Here is a 17,723-nt window from a genome sequence, read left to right as displayed (position 1 = left end):
AGCAGAATCTGAAACGATTGTAAGCTGTAGAGAACAAGTAAACATCAGCAGTTAATCAAAAATCCAAAAATCTAAAATCTCAAGTCTAAAATTTTATGAGTTTGCAAGTTGGTATTATCATGGGCAGTGATTCGGATCTGCCGACGATGAAAGATGCGATCGCAGTTTGTGAAGAATTTGGCATTGAATCAGAAGTAGCCATAGTTTCTGCCCATCGTACCCCAGAAAGGATGGTGGAATATGCTCAAACTGCACATGAACGCGGTATTAAAGTCATTATTGCCGGTGCTGGTGGTGCTGCCCATCTTCCCGGTATGGTTGCAGCTTTAACACCTCTGCCTGTGATTGGTGTTCCTGTTGCTACTCGCAATTTACAGGGATTAGATTCTTTGTATTCTATTGTGCAAATGCCTTCAGGAATTCCCGTTGCTACTGTGGCTATTGGTAATGCTAAAAATGCCGGACTCTTAGCAGTGCAGATTCTTGCTTCTCACCAACCAGAATTACTAGAAAAAGTCCAAGCATATCGGCAAAGTTTACGTGATCTGGTCATGGATAAACAAAGCAAGTTACAAGAATTAGGTTATCAGCAATATTTAAAACAAGAGTTTTAGAAGTAGGGGTTTAGCAGTGCTAAACCCTTACAGAGATTTAAATTGATTAATAGCATAATTCATGAAAATAATTTGCTCGGCATGAAATGATGGTGGCATTAAACTATGAATTCTATGATCCAAACCATCGTGCATCACATCTGTAGGTAAATTAGAATGATCTAATCCTAAAGTATGTCCAATTTCATGGGTGATAGTATTAGCAATTAAATTAGATAGTTGCTCTAAACTTAAATCAGCACAATAGGAAGCATGAAGTATTTGATCTAATCTCACAACAGCAATATTAGTTACTTTACCAGGATTAAAACTGGCAATTCCTAAATAATCAACTTGTTCATGATGAAATAATAAATGAACATGAGTAAAATGTTCACCCCATTCTCTAGGATCAGGTGGTTCTGATGTTAAAAAAACATTTACACTTCTAAAGGAACTAAATACTTTAGATAAAGCATCTTCTATCAGATTTATTAAAGTGCTTTTTTGTTCAACACCAATGAGAACTTGTGAAATATCTACCCAAATACAGTGACGTTTTTGTTCAGATTTGTTAATCAATACTCGACTACAAAATGGGCAAACTTGCCAATTAGTTTGAATTCGAGAACGGCAACTTAGACAGCGGAGTTTTTCCGGTCTTTGCAGGTTAATCCGTTCCCAAATAGGAACTTGTAACTTACGATTTGGTTTTTTCAGATTCAGGCGATCGTAAAGTGACATTGTTCCTCAAATTAACAGTAAGATTTAATTAATTCTCCCAAACCATTGACATTGACACCATTGCCAATAGCTGCCATTTTCCATTCATTATTATGGCGATAAACTTCAGATAAAATCATCCCTGTCATTCCTGTATACTCCTTACCAGAAAGATTATAGCGAGCTAGTTCTTTGTTATTGGCAACATTCACTAAACGCACAAAGGCATTTTCTATTTGGCTAAAATCTTGTTTACGATTAATACATTCGTAAATGTTGATCACAAATACTAACTTAGCAATTTCGGCTGGTATTCGCGGTAAATCAACAATAATTACTTCGTCATCGCCATCCCCAGCACCAGTTAAATTATCTCCTGTATGAGTTATTCCTCCTGAATAATGTTGCAGATTACCAAAGTAAATAATATTCTCTTGACTGGTTAATTGACCATTGTTATCCAGACAGATCACAGAAGCATCTAAATCATAATCTTGTCCACCACCTCCAAAGTTACTAAAAAATCCACCACCGGACTTTTTAGCCACATCCCAACCTAGTCCACACATCATTTTAGTTAAACCAGGTGCTTCTTTAGAAAGTGATATTCTCTGTCCTTTCTGTAAATTAATTGCCATGATTATTTTCTCCTCATTAATCCTAGCTAAAACGATCTAGTAATGCTTTCAAACCACCTTGATAACCAGAACCAACCGCATTTAAACGCCATTCTCCATCTTTGCGATAAAGTTCAGCCATAATTAATGCAGTTTCAATTGAATAATCTTCAACTAGGTCATAGCGAATGACTTCTTGTTCATTTTGGGCATTTACAACCCGGACAAAGGCATTTTGAACTTGACCAAAATTTTGGCTTCTTTCCGCTGCTTCATGAATAGTAACGGTAATAACTATTTTTTGAATGTCTGCTGGAACTTGTTGTAAATTAACTTTGATGACTTCATCATCACCCTCACCTACACCAGTTAAGTTGTCTCCTGTATGTTCTATTGATTTAGCTGGATCTGGACTGGTAAGGTTGTTATAAAAAATAAAGTGCTGATCAGAAATTAGTTTTTCGTTGCTTCCCAATAAAAAAACAGAAGCATCTAAATCAAAATCAAAGCCTGTATCTGTAACTTTGACATCCCAACCTAAACCAACAAATATTTCCTTGAGTCCTGGGGCAACTTTTTCTAGTGATACTCGTTGTCCTTTAGTAAGTGATATTGCCATTGTTTGCTAAACTCCGATATTTTTTATCTATTGATTTTTGCACCAATTGATTGAATATTGACAGCGTAAATCAATATAAATCTGCAATTCTCTAACCTCAAATTAGGCTACAAAAATTACAAACTAGGTTAAATGATTTGAAAAATGAAAAATACTTGAATTTTGTTTCCAAAAGTTCTCATTTGGTCTTACCTAATCATTATTGAATCTGTTATTCCTCCTCTTTAAATCCGTATTAATACTTGATTTATACTCAGATTATTTCCTATATTTTTAGTAAGAATGCCATTGAATTTCAGATAATATACTTAGGCTGTTTACAGTTGTTAAAATTACTGCACAATAATACATATTGGCTACATACCAACTTAATTTATAACTAATCACAAAGTGTCTAGTATTTAACTGTTTACCAATAATGCCTGTAAAGACCTTGTAAATAATTTCATAGCTTTATTTACAGTTGTAAATTTTTAACTTAGAGTATAGAAATACGTACAAACGCGGAATTTATAATTATTTCCTATCATATTAGCTTTAAGTATCATTGTTTTATATAGCTATATAGATCAAAGTTATAATTCATGGCTGTAAATAGTCATAAATGCTGATTTTTTAAGGAAGATCAAGTAAATTAATCTATGTAACTTTCCTACATTAACAGCATGGTGTATTTTAAAAAATAAAAACTGTATTTCATGATACAGAATATTTAACTTAGTTAAATGGAGAATCAGTCAAATTATTTACTGACAATTTCACAAATCCAAAACAGGAGTTAAGCTAACTAATTCCTGTATATTCTCGTTCTCACTCACTAATTATTAAATCAACTGGTTTATGCCAGATTACTAACCGCACATTGACTAATGATTATCTCTCATGAATGATAGGAAATTTCCTAGAAAAATAAACTCCTGTTACTCTGATCCATTGAAAAGTAAATATGTTTGAGGAGAGATACAAAACATCAAAGAAACAAAATATACAGACAAACAATCGAAATTTACGAGCAAAACCTTGTGTAATAACCCCAAGTAAATTAATTTATTTGGGTAAGCCAAAAAACAATTTTAGCTTTTTATTCAGCAGAACAAATGAATATATCTAATCGTTCTTTACACCGCCTACTAGCACTAGCTATAGGTTCAATGGTGTTTGCAGTTTTCGCTCCTACAGTTGTCCAAGCTGCTGATCCACCAACAATAGAATCTTTAGCAGCAACAACTGAAAAATTACAAATTTCTATTGATACCACCTGGGTACTACTGACAGGATTTTTAGTATTTTTCATGCAAACTGGCTTTGCAATGTTAGAAGCTGGTTTGCTCAGACAAAGAGGAGTAGTTAATGCCCTGGTAGAAAACTTCGTTGATCCCTGTATTACCATCTTGGTTTGGTGGGGTATTGGCTTTGGGGTGGCTTTCGGTACAAGTGCGGGGGGTTTTATCGGTACAGATACCTTTTTCCTGAGTCAGTTACCTGGTGTAGATGGTAGTTACCCGATGGGCGCTCCTGGTTTAGAAACTGGAATTAATACTTATACCTTATTCTTCTTCCAATTCGCTTTTGCTGCTACTGCTAGTACTATTACCACTGGTTCAATGGCGGGGAGAGCTAACTTCGTCGGTGATATTATCTACAGTGCCATTATGGGTGCGTTTAGCTATCCCATTATTGTTCACTGGGTATGGAACTCCGGCGGTTGGTTAGCGAAAATGGGTTTCCATGATTTTGCTGGTAGTGCGGTGGTTCACAGTGTGGGTGGTTGGACAGCCATAGTTGGTGCATATTTGATTGGTCCACGACCAGGACGTACACCCTGGGGAACACTGCCACCAGCACATAACTTAGGTTTGGCAACTCTGGGGGCGATGATTTTATGGGTAGGTTGGTTTGGGTTTAACCCTGGTTCAACCTTGGGGACTGGCAATACTGGTTTAATTGGTTTGGTAACCATTAATACTGCTATGGCTTCTGGTGCAGGTGCTTTAACTGCTCTGTTTTATCAGCATTTCCGTTCTCATAAATGGGATCTAACCTACGCTCTCAATGGTTCTTTAGCTGGTTTAGTAGGCGTGACTGCTGGCTGTGCTTTTGTCTTACCTTGGGCGGCAGTTTTAATCGGTATTACTGGTGGTATTTTGATTGTTGTGGGTATTGATTTAATTGAATCACTGCACATTGATGACCCAGTTAGTGCTTTTGCTGTTCATGGTATTAATGGCATGATGGGTACTATCGCTGTGGGCTTTTTAGCTCAAAAAGAATTGACCTTGAATGGTAAAGCGGGTCTACTTTTAGGCGGTGGTTTTGATCTACTGGGTGTGCAAATTTTGGGTGTAGTGGCGATCGCAATATTCACTGTTGCTTTTGCTTTTGCAATGTTCAGTGTGCTAAAAGCGATGGGTAAATTACGTGTTCATCCCGAAGCTGATAAAATCGGTATTGATACTTATGAACATGGGGCAACTGTATGGCCTGATGTCTATGCAGTTGGGGAGTTTGTGGAAGAACAAAAAAATGATCCTAGAAACCCAACAATTGGGGTTTTAGATGATGAATAGTTGATTAATTTTCTGGTTGTGATTATTCAGACTTCCTAACTTTGATACAAGTAGGAGGTCTGTTTAATTTTTAGTTTAATTTTTAATTGTTGCTTATTAATTGTTGCTTACTTTTTCATGGCTAAAGTTAAGCCGTCGGCAATGGGAACTAAACTCAGGTTAATTCGGGCATCTTGATGTAATAATTGGTTAAAGTCACGGATTTTTTGGGTTTTATTATCTTGAATTTCTGGATCTGCAACTTTACCAGACCACAGGACATTATCTATAGCAATTAGTCCACCTGGTCGAATTAATTTTAGCGATCGCTCATAATAGTTTTCATAGTTTCCTTTATCTGCATCTATAAAGGCAAAATCAAAACTTTCAGTTTCACCTGTTGCTATTAACTCATCTAATGTTTCCAAGGCTGGAGCAATACGTAAATCAATTTGGTCTTCGACTCCGGCTTTTTCCCAATAACGCCTAGCTATTGCTGTACTTTCTAGGTTAATGTCACAAGCGATAACTTTTCCGTCTGTTGGTAATGCTAAAGCTACTACCAAGGAACTGTAACCTGTAAAGACACCTATATCTAAAGTTTTCTTAGCTCCTAATAACTTAATTAACAATGCCATAAACTGCCCCTGTTCAGGGGAAATTTGCATGATAGCACCTGGTAGTTGGGCTGTTTCTTGACGCAGTTGGGTTAAAATTTCTGGTTCACGTAAAGAAATTGAGAGCAAGTAATCATAGACTTTTTGTTCTAAGCCTATAGTTTGTTTGATCATTGTATTAAAATAAAGAGAAGTTAGGAATTTGTCATCTAAGGATATGAGAAAATGGCAATGCTCGGATCTATTTTTCGGATCTAGTTTGTAGATTTGAACCAAGTTTCTAAATCAGCAACTGAGGTAAAATCTCACAAGGCTTCTCCTAATTCTTCAAGTTTGTCAACAGATAATTCTTGTACTTGTTGAATTAATGAGGAATCAATTTCACCAATGGGACGATTTAGTAGATGGATAATTAGCTGTCTTTCTCTTTGTCATCCTTCCTGTAATCCTTTGTGTAATCTTTCTTGTTTCGCCAGTTCTCGATCTTGCTGGTAAAGTGGTGCTAATCGCATAATCAACTCCCTATTTTCTGTTTCTGAACATAGTCTTTGGCAAACTGGTCATGTATAAAGCGAGTCATTTACATTAAATTAAACATATAAATGCTAATTTTACACTTTTCACATCAGGAGCTTGAAACAAGAATTATTCCCTCTTTCCTCCTCTATGTTGAGAGATGTTGCGACGATGGTTAAAGCTGGAATTTTTGAGTGAATTTCCCTCTAAAATTAATGAACTAATTAAAAAAAGTTCTCCAGAAACATTATCACGTAATTAACCTGTGTTAAAGGGGGTAAAATGAATCGTCCAATCATTCTTGGTATTGTCGGTGATAGCGCAGCGGGAAAAACTACTCTAACAAAAGGTATTGCTCAGGTACTCGGGCCAGAAAATGTTACCCTCATTTGTACAGATGATTACCACCGTTATGATCGTCAACAACGAGCAGAATTAGGAATTACAGCCCTACATCCTGATTGTAATTATTTAGATATTATGCAGCAACATTTATCGCTGCTACGCACAGGACAAGCAATTCTCAAGCCAGTTTATAGTCACAAAACAGGTACATTTGAAGCTCCCAAGTATATTAAACCGAGTAAATTTGTAATTATTGAAGGTTTACTGGGGTATTCTACCCGTGCTGCACGTGATGCTTATGATGTGAAAGTATATCTTGCTCCTCCTGAATCACTAAGAGCTACGTGGAAAGTAAAACGAGATACCCAAAAACGGGGTTATTCTGAGGAACAGGTGTTAGCGGAATTACAAAAACGCGAACCAGATTCGGAAAACTTTATTCGTCCTCAACGTCAATGGTCTGATATTGTGGTCAGTTTTTATCCTCCTACGGAAGATAAGGATGAAAGTAATGATCATTTAAATGTGCGTTTGGTATTAAGACCAACTATTCCTCACCCAGATTTTACGCAGATTATTCAACCTGATAGTAATCATGCTGAATCAGCGGTACGTTTAGGACTAGACCGAGATATGGGTAAACCTGTAGATGTGCTGGAAGTGGATGGCCACGCTACTTTGGAACAGGTGAATAATATTGAGCATATTATGTGTAATGATATGCCTTATTTAAAGAATGTTTGCGATCGCGAAATTAATCCAGAATTGGGTACAATAGCTGGTACAACTGGGGAAACTCTACAAAGTTATCCTCTGGCTTTGACACAGTTGATTATTACCTATCATATGCTCAAAGCTACGCAAATTTATCAATAGGTAAATTTTATCTGGTTGCAGATTCTGTGAAAATGCGCGGATGGGTAGGTGTTAAGTCGGAGTGAGTATGATTAAGCTGGAAAGTATTGCTCTGTCTGGATTCTATCAATCTGATGTTCCTGTACACCCGCGCACTTTACGCAGTAAGAGTTTCAGCGTTTTTTGCCCTTGACACGATTTCTGAAATGGACTATGATTATGACATCCGCGCAATTGAACCTTGAAAATCAAATATGCCAAGGGTTTCCCAGTGCCGCAGTTGAAATTCCACTTAATCCCTATGAGGGATTGAAACCGATTTTTTGATTGACGATAGTGCTGATTTGAGTAGTTGAAATTCCACTTAATCCCTATGAGGGATTGAAACTACAACGTGGTGTTTGATAATCAAACGGTGCTTATAGTTGAAATTCCACTTAATCCCTATGAGGGATTGAAACCTATCCATTGGCTTCAAGGCACGTTTCAATTCGATGAAGTTGAAATTCCACTTAATCCCTATGAGGGATTGAAACGTTGTATTTTCTCCTTCAGCGATCGCGTTCAAAGACATCTTGAGTTGAAATTCCACTTAATCCCTATGAGGGATTGAAACCTAGATTTAATAGCTTCTTCTATTGCTTCATTTTGTTGAAATTCCACTTAATCCCTATGAGGGATTGAAACACGTCGTCAGGAGTGCGAGAACCGCTTTCAATCCGAGTTGAAATTCCACTTAATCCCTATGAGGGATTGAAACACCATCATTCATGACAGTGCTTAACCCACTTTCGGTTGAAATTCCACTTAATCCCTATGAGGGATTGAAACACAATCAGATCATTTACAGAAATGCTTGAAAATAGTTGAAATTCCACTTAATCCCTATGAGGGATTGAAACTTACCTGGTGGGCGGCAAATGAGAAAGCCAAGATTTGTTGAAATTCCACTTAATCCCTATGAGGGATTGAAACAAATCTTGCTGCTGAATCAATACGTAGACTATCAGTTGAAATTCCACTTAATCCCTATGAGGGATTGAAACTTAAAATTATCACTACTAAATTGCCGAAATTCCCCCATGTTGAAATTCCACTTAATCCCTATGAGGGATTGAAACCTCGCACCCCAAACTTTGCTATACCTTGGGGGTCGTCTACAGTTGAAATTCCACTTAATCCCTATGAGGGATTGAAACCTATATATTTCCAACAACATCCTAAATTCAGGTTTTCTGTTGAAATTCCACTTAATCCCTATGAGGGATTGAAACTTATTGATTATCAGATAGAAATACTCCTATGTATTCTGGTTGAAATTCCACTTAATCCCTATGAGGGATTGAAACGATACATAATATTAGCAAATGAATCTTGAATCAGTGTTGAAATTCCACTTAATCCCTATGAGGGATTGAAACGACACTGCATAAAATACATCACATTAACACAGAAAGTTGAAATTCCACTTAATCCCTATGAGGGATTGAAACTTTCTATTACAACCATAGAAAAGTGTGGGTATTTTGAGGTTGAAATTCCACTTAATCCCTATGAGGGATTGAAACAGAAATTTTGTAATTTCCAAAAGGCACGTTACCAAGTTGAAATTCCACTTAATCCCTATGAGGGATTGAAACCTCCGCTCGAACGAACTGCCTTTAAGATGTAAAGTTGAAATTCCACTTAATCCCTATGAGGGATTGAAACCTATTTTTCCACTTTTAGCATTTATGTGGAGGTCGTTGAAATTCCACTTAATCCCTATGAGGGATTGAAACTACTTCATCATAAAAAGTATAAAGACTGTAATAACCGTTGAAATTCCACTTAATCCCTATGAGGGATTGAAACCATTACTCCTAAAAAATCAGATGATCATCAAGAGTACGGGTTGAAATTCCACTTAATCCCTATGAGGGATTGAAACCGATGCTCCCTAAAATGGAGCAGGTGATAAACCGTTGAAATTCCACTTAATCCCTATGAGGGATTGAAACTTATATCCCAATCGAATAAAGACAAACAAAAGAGTAGGTTGAAATTCCACTTAATCCCTATGAGGGATTGAAACAATCCTCACCGAAAGGGGACGTGGGCTGGGTATTTATGGAAGTTGAAATTCCACTTAATCCCTATGAGGGATTGAAACATACAACAATTTAACGTACTCCCTCCTCCACCTGGCAAGTTGAAATTCCACTTAATCCCTATGAGGGATTGAAACAAATACAACTTGCCAATCTGGCTTTTCCTTTAATCGTTGAAATTCCACTTAATCCCTATGAGGGATTGAAACGAAACAAAACAAAGCATCGCAGAGTTAAGAATAAAACTCCTACTCTCTGCGACTCTGCGACTCTGCGTGCAAAAAATCATACTCCGAATCAACAACACCCAAAACAACTAAACCACAGCAACCCGACGGGACAAAAACCCATACCACTCATCCAAACCCACACCAGTAGTAGCAGAAACCTGAAAAATTTGGATTTTTGGATTTACCTGTTTCGCATATTCAATACAACGTTGCACATCAAACTCTAAATAAGGCAACAAATCAACCTTCGTCAGCATCATAATATCACTAGCGCGGAAAATATGGGGATATTTAATAGGTTTATCTTCCCCTTCCGTCACCGACAAAATCACCACCTTAGACTGTTCACCTAAATCAAACAAAGCTGGACAAACCAGATTTCCCACATTTTCAATCATCACCACAGAATCTAAAGGTGGGTTTAATTCTTGTAAACCTTTTTCTATCATTCCTGCATCTAAATGACAACCAGTTCCCGTGTTAATTTGCACCACCTTACAGCCTGTAGATTTGATTTTTTCCGCATCATTAGTAGTTTCTTGGTCACCTTCAATCACGTTAATATTTAACTTATCTTTTAAATCATTAATAGTCCGAGTTAATAAAGTAGTTTTACCTGCACCAGGAGAACTCATTAAATTTAAAGCTAGGATATTTCTACCCTTAAACCAACCGCGATTTTGGGCAGCTAATAAATTATTTTTACCTAATATTTCCTGTTCTAAAGATATAGTTGTCTGATGAATTTTAGCGTGAACATTTGCTGCTGGTTCATGATGATTATGAGTATGAGTAATTACCGTCCCATCAGCTAAGGTGTGAGTATGATGATGTTGATTTTCCATATTTGTAATAGTTATATTGTTATCATCAGCACAGCCGCAAGTTACACACATAATTCTTCTACCTCAATTTCTTTAATATTTAATTCTTGACCAGTTATTAAATCCATTTCTATACTACCACATTCACAAATTCCAAAGGGTTTATCTACATCAAATGTATTACCACATTGGCGACATTTAGCTATTCCAGGTATTACCACAATTTCTAATTTTGCCCCTTCTACTATTGTATCTTTAGCACAAATATCAAAGCAGAATTGAATAGCATCAGGCATAATTGCGGAAAGTTGACCAATTTCTAATAATACTCTTTGGACTTTTTTATTTTGGGCATTTTCGCTAACGATGGCGATGATGTTTTGGGTTATTCCAAGTTCGTGCATATAATAGGTGACAGGTGACAGTTTGTAGGTTGGGTAAAGCGACAGCGCAACCCAACAAATTTATGATAACTATATTCTTGAAAATGTTGGGTTTCCTTGCGTCAACCCAACCTACTTTTAACATATTCTTGGTAATTGATCTCCTACTAACATATCAACTATTCTTTCTGTACCAAAGGCTGTTTTTAATAGTAATATTCCTGGGGGATTGGGGATAATTTCACCAATGATAGCTGCTTGTTTTCCTGCTGTGTGATTTTGCATAGTTGATAATATTAAATCCGCTTTTTCTGGCGGTGCAACAATAACTAATTTACCTTCATTGGCTAAATAAAGAGGATCTAAACCCAAAATTTCACACATTCCATTCACTTCGTCTCTGACAGGAATAGAGTTTTCATTAATTCTAATTCCTACATTTGCAGTTTGGGCAAATTCATTTAATACCGTAGCTAAACCTCCTCTAGTTGCGTCTCGCATAGCGCGAATTTCTGGACAAACTTTGATAATTTCTGCCACTAATTCATGTAATGGTTGACAATCACTTTCTATATCTGTTTCTAGTTCTAATTCTCCCCTGGCAATTAAAATAGCAGTACCATGATTTCCTATTTCCCCGTTAACAATTACCACATCACCCACTTGAATATTGCGAGGAGAAATATCAATTCCTTCAGGAATAATCCCAATACCAGCAGTATTAATAAACAGTTTATCAGCACAACCACGATGAACTACTTTAGTGTCTCCCGTGACAATTTGTACCCCTGCTTTTTGGGCAGCATTTTGCATACTAAAAACAACTTTTCTGAGAATTTCTAACTCTAAACCCTCCTCTAAAATCATACTACAAGTGAGATAGAGAGGTTTAGCACCACTCACAGCTAAATCATTAACGGTACCATTAACAGCCAATTCACCTATATCTGAACCAGGAAAAAATAAAGGATCAACCACATAAGAATCAGTAGTAAAAGCCAACCTATTTCCTAATTGAGAAAGTTGTGATAAATCAAAACTTGCCTGATCTTCTAACTGTGATAAAATCGGATTATCAAAACCTTTCACAAACACATCAGCGATTAAATCTCGCATCGCCTTACCACCGCTACCGTGAGATAAATTAATATAAGTATCTTTAACTTTATTGCTGCGACGACGCACCTTTTCAATCTGATCAAACAACGGATTTTTAACTTCTTGATTATTGTAAACTTCCATATTAAACATCTTCATTTTATAAACTTATTAACTTAAAAACCTTTCTGTTCTTACTTTGCTCCTTTGCGGCTTTATGTGAGAAAATAACACTTAGGCGGGCAAGATGCCCACCCCACAAACCAAATATTATTTAATTGTTTTATCTCCCAGTTTGATCATGTCTACCGCTGTGTTTATCAGAGTGTAAAACACCACCAACTGCCCAATTATCCCGTTCAAATTCATCAATATGAACAGTTACCCATTCAGGCTTTGTACCCAGTGCAGAAACTAAAGCATCGGTAACAGCTTGTGCTAATTTCCGCTTTTTTTCTAGAGAATGACCTTTACCGATTTGGACAGTAACAAATGGCATATAAATGACCTCAAATATTTCCTCAAATTAATAATTATTTATCACAGAGAAATAGGTTCTTTTGTTTGTTTTGTAGCTTTTTTTGCCATTGTAGAAAGTCTGCCATATTTATAATATGCTGCACAAGCACCTTCGGAAGAAACCATACAAGCACCAATGGGATTTTCTGGTGTGCAAGCTGTACCAAATACTTTACATTCCCAAGGTTTGACAACTCCTTTGAGAATTTCTCCGCATTGACAGGCTTTATGATCTGGAACTGTTAAATTAGGAAGATGAAATTTAGCTTCAGCATCAAATTGGGCGTATTCTTTACGTATTTGAAAACCAGAATTGGGGATTTCTCCTAAACCGCGCCATGCAAATTTTTCACGGGGTGTAAAAACTTGGTTCATGGCTTGGATGGCGTTTTGATTTCCTGATTTTTCAACTAAACGATTATATTGATTTTCGACTTCACAGCGATTTTCAACTATTTGTTTTAATAACATCCAAATTGATTGGAATATATCTAATGGTTCAAATCCAGAAACAACGATGGGTTTATGATATTTTTGAGCGATAAATTCGTAAGGTTCTGTTCCTATGACCATGCTGACATGACCGGGCCCAACAAAACCATCTAGTTGTAAATCGGGATTTTCTAATAATGCTTGTAAGGCGGGAATTACTAATACGTGATTGGCAAATAAACTGAAATTAGTAATGTTTTCTGCGGCTGCTTGGAGGATGGTAAAAGCGGTGCTGGGGGCGGTGGTTTCAAAGCCTAAACCGAAGAATACTATCTCTTTATTGGGGTTTTCTTTGGCAATTTTCAGGCTATCTAAGGGTGAGTAAACCATTCTAATATCTGCACCTTGGGCTTTTGCTTGTAATAAGCTGGTTTTTGAACCGGGTACGCGCATTGCGTCACCAAAGGTGGTGAAGATGACGTTGGGGTTTTGACAAAGGGCGATCGCATCGTCTATTCTACCTTTAGGCATGACGCATACTGGACAACCAGGCCCATGTATGAGTTCGATGTTTTTGGGTAATATTTCTTCGATGCCGTATTTAAAAATTGAATGGGTATGTCCTCCGCATACTTCCATTATTTTGAGATGTTTGTCTATTTGTTGGCTGAGTTTGGCGATTTCTTTTGTTAAGGCTTGGGCTTTTTCTGGGTTGCGAAATTCGTCTACATATTTCATATTTTTGTTTCGCGCAAAGGTACAAAGGAGCAAAGTCGCAAAGGAAGAAAGGGGTTTTTTAGGTGTATGTTTGGGCTATTTCTTGCAGGAGTTTTAAGGTTTCTGCTGCTTCTTGTTCGTTGATTCTGTTCATGGCAAAACCTACGTGAACGAGTACCCAGTCTCCGATACATTTTTCTGGTGGATGTTCTTCGTCTACGATGCACGCTATGTTTATTTGGCGTTTTACTCCTCCAACATTAACTATTGCTAGTTTATGTTCTGGGTTGGTTATTTCTATTATTTGTCCTGGTATTCCTAAACACATTTTTAGTTTCCTTTTTTTAAGATTAAGTATCACGCAGAGTTTTTATGTTATTTATTTAAGTATTTCGCAGCAGCTATAACAGTTTGTCCTAGTGATAAACCTCCGTCATTTGCTGGTACTATACTATGGGTAATAACTTTTATTCCTATGTTTTTTAATCGTTTACTTGTTTGTTCTAACAGTATGCGGTTTTGAAATACTCCCCCTGTTAATACTACTTGATTAAATTGATATTTTTGCTTTAAGTTTTTGACTATTTCCGTAATTAAAATAGCTAAACTAATGTGAAATTTAGCAGCTATTTCTGATGGTAGAATTTTCTGCTTGAGGTCTTTTAATATTCCTTCCCACATTGGGGCAGAATTTATATAATCAATTTTATCTGCTTTTTCAATTTTAAAGGGATAATCTATAGTTTCTTTATCATTGTTTAATATGTTAATATTAGCTATGGCTTCCATTTCTATCGCTGCTTGTCCTTCATAGCTACATTTTTCCGGACAAATTCCTATTGCGGCTGCTACTGCATCAAATAATCTTCCTACCGATGATGTTAGGGGTGAGTTAATACCTTTTTTAATAATTTGGTTAAGTAGTGTAGGGTTTTTAATTTCTAGAAATTTGATTATTTCTAAATCGCTGTATTTTTCTTTGATTTCTTCCCAAGCAAAAGCATTAATTAATTGAGAATATGTATTTCTCCAAGGTTGATAAATTGCCTGTTTTCCTCCTATCATGGCTACTGGTTTAAATGTTGCTAATCTTTGAAATTTACAATAATCAGCTAATAAAAATTCTCCCCCCCAAAATTTCCCATCTTCCCCATATCCTAAACCATCAAATGCTATTCCTAATACAGGTTTTGTATTTAATGGAATTTGATTTTCTGCCATACAAGCTGCTATATGGGCATGATGATGTTGAATTTCATTTATTTTAATATTGTTAGTTTCTGCTAGTTCTTTTCCGAGTTTAGATGATAAATATTCTGGATGTTTATCAATAGCAATTATTTCTGGTTGATGTTGAAATAAGTTCAGATATAAATTCAATGTTTCTTGATAAGCATTAAAAGCAGCAGCAGTTTCTAAATCTCCTAAATGTTGGGATAAAATCGCCTCACCTGCTCTTAATAAACAAAAGGTATTTTTTAACTCGCTACCCATTGCTAAAATTGGCGGTACTTTCTCAAAACCAGATGGTAAAATAATTGGTGCTGGTGCATATCCTCTCGCACGTCTGAGAGTTTGGATTTTATTATCAATAACTCTGACAATTGAATCATCAACCCGGTTAACAATATCGCGGTTGTGCAATAAAAAATAATCAGCTATTTTCGATAACTTATTTTTAGCATCTTCATTATCTATAGATTGTGGTTCATCGGAAATATTACCGCTAGTTAAAACTATCGGCCGATTCATTCTTCTGAGAATTAAATGATGCAAAGGAGTATAAGGTAACATAAACCCCAAAGTATTTTGACCTGGTGCAATTGAAGCAGCTACCTGTTTTTCAGGTTTAATATTTAATAAAATAATAGGTGCGGCAGGACTATTTAATAAAGTTTTTTCTAAATCATTAATATAGCAATATTCAGAAATAATATTGATATCCCTAGCCATCAAAGCCAAAGGTTTATGATCACGTTTTTTCCGTTCTCTTAATTTTTTAACTGCCATTTCTTGAGTAGCATCACAAGCTAAATGAAACCCACCTAAACCTTTAATAGCAACAATTTCACCCTTTTGTAATAAAGTACAAACTGCATCCACATCATCCAACATCGAAAACATATCAGCAATAACAGGTTTACCATCAGCACGTTCTAACCATGCACTTGGACCACACTTAAAACACGCCACAGGTTGGGCATGAAAACGCCTATTTTCCACATCTTGATATTCCTGTTCACAGTTTCCACACATCGGAAACTTAACCATACTCGTATTATTTCTATCGTAGGGAATAGCCCGAATAATCGTTAACCTTGGTCCACAATGAGTACAATTAGTAAAAGGATAACGAAAATAACGACTAAAAGGATCAAAAATCTCCCTTTGACACTGAGAACAAGTAGCTGCATCAGCAGCAATTTCCGTTTTTATCCTATTACTAACGCTGTGAGAAATCACAAAATCAGTAAAATCAAAATCACCCAAATATTCACTTCTAATTAACTCATTAATCTTCGCCAAAGGTGGACATTCCTGATACAATCTATCCACAAACTCCGTAATTTTTTCCTCACTCCCACAAACCCGAATTAAAACCCCATCCCCATCATTACAAACATCACCCTTCAACCCACAAACCTTCGCCAAACGATACACCATCGGACGAAAACCCACACCTTGAACAGTACCCCGAACCCTAATTTCCTCTCTTATCATCTTTGCGCCTTTGCGTCTTTGCGTGAGATAATTCTAATGCTTTGGGCAGGCAAGATGCCCACCCCACAATAATATTAAAATTGAAAAATCAAAACCCGATTATTCCCAGAATCAGAAACTACCACATTTCCCTCACAAATCTTAACCCCGTAACACCAGTTTAAACTTTCCCTAGTCGGTAAACCAAAATTTTTATTTTCACTCTTACTAATAAAACTATCCTGTCCAAAAACCATATCAGCATCCGCACCCTGCAACAAAAAAATATTATCTCGTTTTTTCCATCCTAACAAACGAGAATTAGCAGTATCAGCAACTATTAAATAATCACCCCAAATATCTACACCATAGGGCATACTTAAACTACTACGATTAGGAAAATAAACACCTTGATTTAATTCTACAAAATTAAAGTTTTTTTGCCCCAAAACCACAGCACAAGGACTATTATTTTCTGTAGGTATTCCTGACCAAATCATCACCCGATTATTACCCGCATCTGTCACCACCAAATTATCATCCCAAATCGTCATATCATGACACCAACGCATACTTGCAGCAGTGGGAGAACCACCACCATTTTCATTCCGAGATGTCATGTTTGGTTGTCCTAAAACGATATCCGCAGGTTGTCCATTTTCCGTAGGTAAACTCTGCCAAATTAATAATCTTCTATTTCCAGTATCAGCGACAAATAATTGATTTTCATAACATAAAATTCCATAAGGCCAATGTAGAGTATTAGCTGCTGGTGTTTGACTTCCCCGGTTAGGTTCGTTAGCGACAAAATTACTTTGTCCTAATACTAAATCTGCGGGTTGATTATTCTTTTCTGGGAGATTATACCATATTAAAATCCGATGATTCCAAGCATCAGCAACCGCTAAACCATCACCATATTTACAAATACCTGTAGGAACACTCAATGTATTTTTTCCTGGTGTACCTTTAGCATTTTGTCCTTCACTAAAAAAGTCCGGTTGTCCAATAATTAAATCTGCCGCTTGGTTATCTTCTGTAGGTAAATTTCGCCATCCTAATAAACGATGATGTCCCGTATCTGAAACCCATAATGGTCCGGTTGGTGAGATTAAACAAGCTGCACGGGGTCCGAACATTGTTGATGGATTTGGTTCGAGAGGGATGGTGATTTGTTCGGGTGTGGTGTTGTTTCCTAAGATGATTTTGGCAGCGTTGGAAGATAGGGGTAAAATATTTAGATGTTCAGTTTTATGATTTAACATTTAGTAATTTTAAAAGTAATTATACCAGGTTTTG

General features: G+C 36.5%; 15 protein-coding genes, 1 pseudogene and 1 CRISPR repeat array. Of the genes and pseudogenes, 3 read left to right on the top strand and 13 right to left on the bottom strand.

From position 1 onward, the window contains the following. Nucleotides 1–95: 95 nt before the first annotated feature. Nucleotides 96–614 carry a 5-(carboxyamino)imidazole ribonucleotide mutase gene (purE, locus tag WJM97_RS20480; protein ID WP_353930597.1) on the top strand — a complete coding sequence of 173 codons (519 nt, stop codon included), beginning with the start codon at nt 96–98 and terminating at the stop codon, nt 612–614. A 27-nt stretch (nt 615–641) separates the two neighbouring features. Here the strand turns inward: purE and WJM97_RS20475 are convergent, their stop codons facing one another. The 3 genes from WJM97_RS20475 to WJM97_RS20465 are packed head-to-tail and all read right to left on the bottom strand — an operon-like array spanning nt 642 to nt 2,552. Next, the gene (locus WJM97_RS20475) at nt 642–1,337 is read right to left on the bottom strand and encodes a zinc-dependent metalloprotease family protein (RefSeq protein ID WP_353930596.1); all 696 of its coding nucleotides are present in this window, start codon (nt 1,335–1,337) and stop codon (nt 642–644) included. Between the two features lie 11 nt (nt 1,338–1,348). Next, on the bottom strand, nt 1,349–1,954 hold the full coding sequence (locus tag WJM97_RS20470; RefSeq protein ID WP_353930595.1) for a TerD family protein: 606 nt from the start codon (nt 1,952–1,954) through the stop codon (nt 1,349–1,351). Nucleotides 1,955–1,976: 22 nt separating this feature from the next. Continuing rightward, entirely contained in the window at nt 1,977–2,552 is a 576-nt protein-coding gene (locus tag WJM97_RS20465) for a TerD family protein (protein ID WP_353930594.1), read from the bottom strand. 1,097 nt (nt 2,553–3,649) lie between these two features. On the opposite strand from WJM97_RS20465, the gene WJM97_RS20460 reads away from it, so the two are divergent. Next, nucleotides 3,650–5,119 carry an ammonium transporter gene (locus WJM97_RS20460; protein WP_353930593.1) on the top strand — a complete coding sequence of 490 codons (1,470 nt, stop codon included), beginning with the start codon at nt 3,650–3,652 and terminating at the stop codon, nt 5,117–5,119. A 107-nt stretch (nt 5,120–5,226) separates the two neighbouring features. Here WJM97_RS20460 and WJM97_RS20455 read toward each other — a convergent pair whose 3' ends face one another. Continuing rightward, the gene (locus tag WJM97_RS20455) at nt 5,227–5,889 is read right to left on the bottom strand and encodes a class I SAM-dependent methyltransferase (protein ID WP_353930592.1); all 663 of its coding nucleotides are present in this window, start codon (nt 5,887–5,889) and stop codon (nt 5,227–5,229) included. Nucleotides 5,890–6,020: 131 nt separating this feature from the next. Then, nucleotides 6,021–6,254 (bottom strand): annotated as a pseudogene (locus WJM97_RS20450) (DUF4351 domain-containing protein); the annotation flags it as partial. 259 nt (nt 6,255–6,513) lie between these two features. Between WJM97_RS20450 and WJM97_RS20445 the strand changes: the two are divergent. After that, nucleotides 6,514–7,452, top strand: coding sequence for a phosphoribulokinase (locus WJM97_RS20445; RefSeq protein ID WP_353930591.1), 939 nt, complete (start codon nt 6,514–6,516; stop codon nt 7,450–7,452). Nucleotides 7,453–7,710: 258 nt separating this feature from the next. Then, nucleotides 7,711–9,730: a CRISPR direct-repeat array (repeat unit 37 nt; unit sequence GTTGAAATTCCACTTAATCCCTATGAGGGATTGAAAC). Nucleotides 9,731–9,837: 107 nt separating this feature from the next. Here WJM97_RS20445 and hypB read toward each other — a convergent pair. The 8 genes from hypB to WJM97_RS20405 all read right to left on the bottom strand — a co-directional run bounded on the left by hypB (nt 9,838) and on the right by WJM97_RS20405 (nt 17,689). Beyond that, the gene (gene hypB / locus WJM97_RS20440) at nt 9,838–10,647 is read right to left on the bottom strand and encodes a hydrogenase nickel incorporation protein HypB (protein WP_353930590.1); all 810 of its coding nucleotides are present in this window, start codon (nt 10,645–10,647) and stop codon (nt 9,838–9,840) included. Further along, nucleotides 10,638–10,979 (bottom strand): hydrogenase maturation nickel metallochaperone HypA, encoded by a 342-nt coding sequence (hypA, locus tag WJM97_RS20435; RefSeq protein ID WP_353930589.1) that lies wholly within the window; start codon nt 10,977–10,979, stop codon nt 10,638–10,640. The genes hypB and hypA overlap by 10 nt, the downstream gene beginning before the upstream one ends. A gap of 117 nt (nt 10,980–11,096) precedes the next feature. Continuing rightward, nucleotides 11,097–12,200, bottom strand: a complete 1,104-nt coding sequence (hypE, locus tag WJM97_RS20430) for a hydrogenase expression/formation protein HypE (RefSeq protein ID WP_353930588.1) — start codon at nt 12,198–12,200, stop codon at nt 11,097–11,099. A gap of 139 nt (nt 12,201–12,339) precedes the next feature. Further along, complete coding sequence (locus tag WJM97_RS20425; RefSeq protein WP_353930587.1) at nt 12,340–12,555, bottom strand: 4-oxalocrotonate tautomerase family protein; 216 nt, start codon at nt 12,553–12,555, stop codon at nt 12,340–12,342. A gap of 41 nt (nt 12,556–12,596) precedes the next feature. Then, complete coding sequence (gene hypD / locus WJM97_RS20420; RefSeq protein WP_353930586.1) at nt 12,597–13,745, bottom strand: hydrogenase formation protein HypD; 1,149 nt, start codon at nt 13,743–13,745, stop codon at nt 12,597–12,599. Nucleotides 13,746–13,803: 58 nt separating this feature from the next. Further along, the gene (locus WJM97_RS20415; RefSeq protein ID WP_353930585.1) at nt 13,804–14,052 is read right to left on the bottom strand and encodes a HypC/HybG/HupF family hydrogenase formation chaperone; all 249 of its coding nucleotides are present in this window, start codon (nt 14,050–14,052) and stop codon (nt 13,804–13,806) included. 47 nt (nt 14,053–14,099) lie between these two features. After that, nucleotides 14,100–16,445: a carbamoyltransferase HypF gene (gene hypF / locus WJM97_RS20410; RefSeq protein ID WP_353930584.1), complete on the bottom strand. Its 2,346-nt coding sequence runs from the start codon at nt 16,443–16,445 to the stop codon at nt 14,100–14,102. Nucleotides 16,446–16,519: 74 nt separating this feature from the next. Continuing rightward, entirely contained in the window at nt 16,520–17,689 is a 1,170-nt protein-coding gene (locus WJM97_RS20405; RefSeq protein WP_353930583.1) for a hypothetical protein, read from the bottom strand. Nucleotides 17,690–17,723: the final 34 nt, after the last annotated feature.

This window comes from Okeanomitos corallinicola TIOX110 (assembly GCF_038050375.1).
In the GTDB taxonomy this organism is placed as follows: domain Bacteria; phylum Cyanobacteriota; class Cyanobacteriia; order Cyanobacteriales; family Nostocaceae; genus Okeanomitos; species Okeanomitos corallinicola.
This window is presented reverse-complemented; position numbering and strand designations above follow the sequence as displayed.

Coding starts and splice junctions, on each gene's coding strand:
- purE (WP_353930597.1), top strand. CDS start 96: ATGAGTTTGCAAGTTGGTATTATCATGGGCAGTGATTCGGATCTGCCG.
- WJM97_RS20475 (WP_353930596.1), bottom strand. CDS start 1,337: ATGTCACTTTACGATCGCCTGAATCTGAAAAAACCAAATCGTAAGTTA.
- WJM97_RS20470 (WP_353930595.1), bottom strand. CDS start 1,954: ATGGCAATTAATTTACAGAAAGGACAGAGAATATCACTTTCTAAAGAA.
- WJM97_RS20465 (WP_353930594.1), bottom strand. CDS start 2,552: ATGGCAATATCACTTACTAAAGGACAACGAGTATCACTAGAAAAAGTT.
- WJM97_RS20460 (WP_353930593.1), top strand. CDS start 3,650: ATGAATATATCTAATCGTTCTTTACACCGCCTACTAGCACTAGCTATA.
- WJM97_RS20455 (WP_353930592.1), bottom strand. CDS start 5,889: ATGATCAAACAAACTATAGGCTTAGAACAAAAAGTCTATGATTACTTG.
- WJM97_RS20445 (WP_353930591.1), top strand. CDS start 6,514: ATGAATCGTCCAATCATTCTTGGTATTGTCGGTGATAGCGCAGCGGGA.
- hypB (WP_353930590.1), bottom strand. CDS start 10,647: ATGTGTGTAACTTGCGGCTGTGCTGATGATAACAATATAACTATTACA.
- hypA (WP_353930589.1), bottom strand. CDS start 10,979: ATGCACGAACTTGGAATAACCCAAAACATCATCGCCATCGTTAGCGAA.
- hypE (WP_353930588.1), bottom strand. CDS start 12,200: ATGGAAGTTTACAATAATCAAGAAGTTAAAAATCCGTTGTTTGATCAG.
- WJM97_RS20425 (WP_353930587.1), bottom strand. CDS start 12,555: ATGCCATTTGTTACTGTCCAAATCGGTAAAGGTCATTCTCTAGAAAAA.
- hypD (WP_353930586.1), bottom strand. CDS start 13,745: ATGAAATATGTAGACGAATTTCGCAACCCAGAAAAAGCCCAAGCCTTA.
- WJM97_RS20415 (WP_353930585.1), bottom strand. CDS start 14,052: ATGTGTTTAGGAATACCAGGACAAATAATAGAAATAACCAACCCAGAA.
- hypF (WP_353930584.1), bottom strand. CDS start 16,445: ATGATAAGAGAGGAAATTAGGGTTCGGGGTACTGTTCAAGGTGTGGGT.
- WJM97_RS20405 (WP_353930583.1), bottom strand. CDS start 17,689: ATGTTAAATCATAAAACTGAACATCTAAATATTTTACCCCTATCTTCC.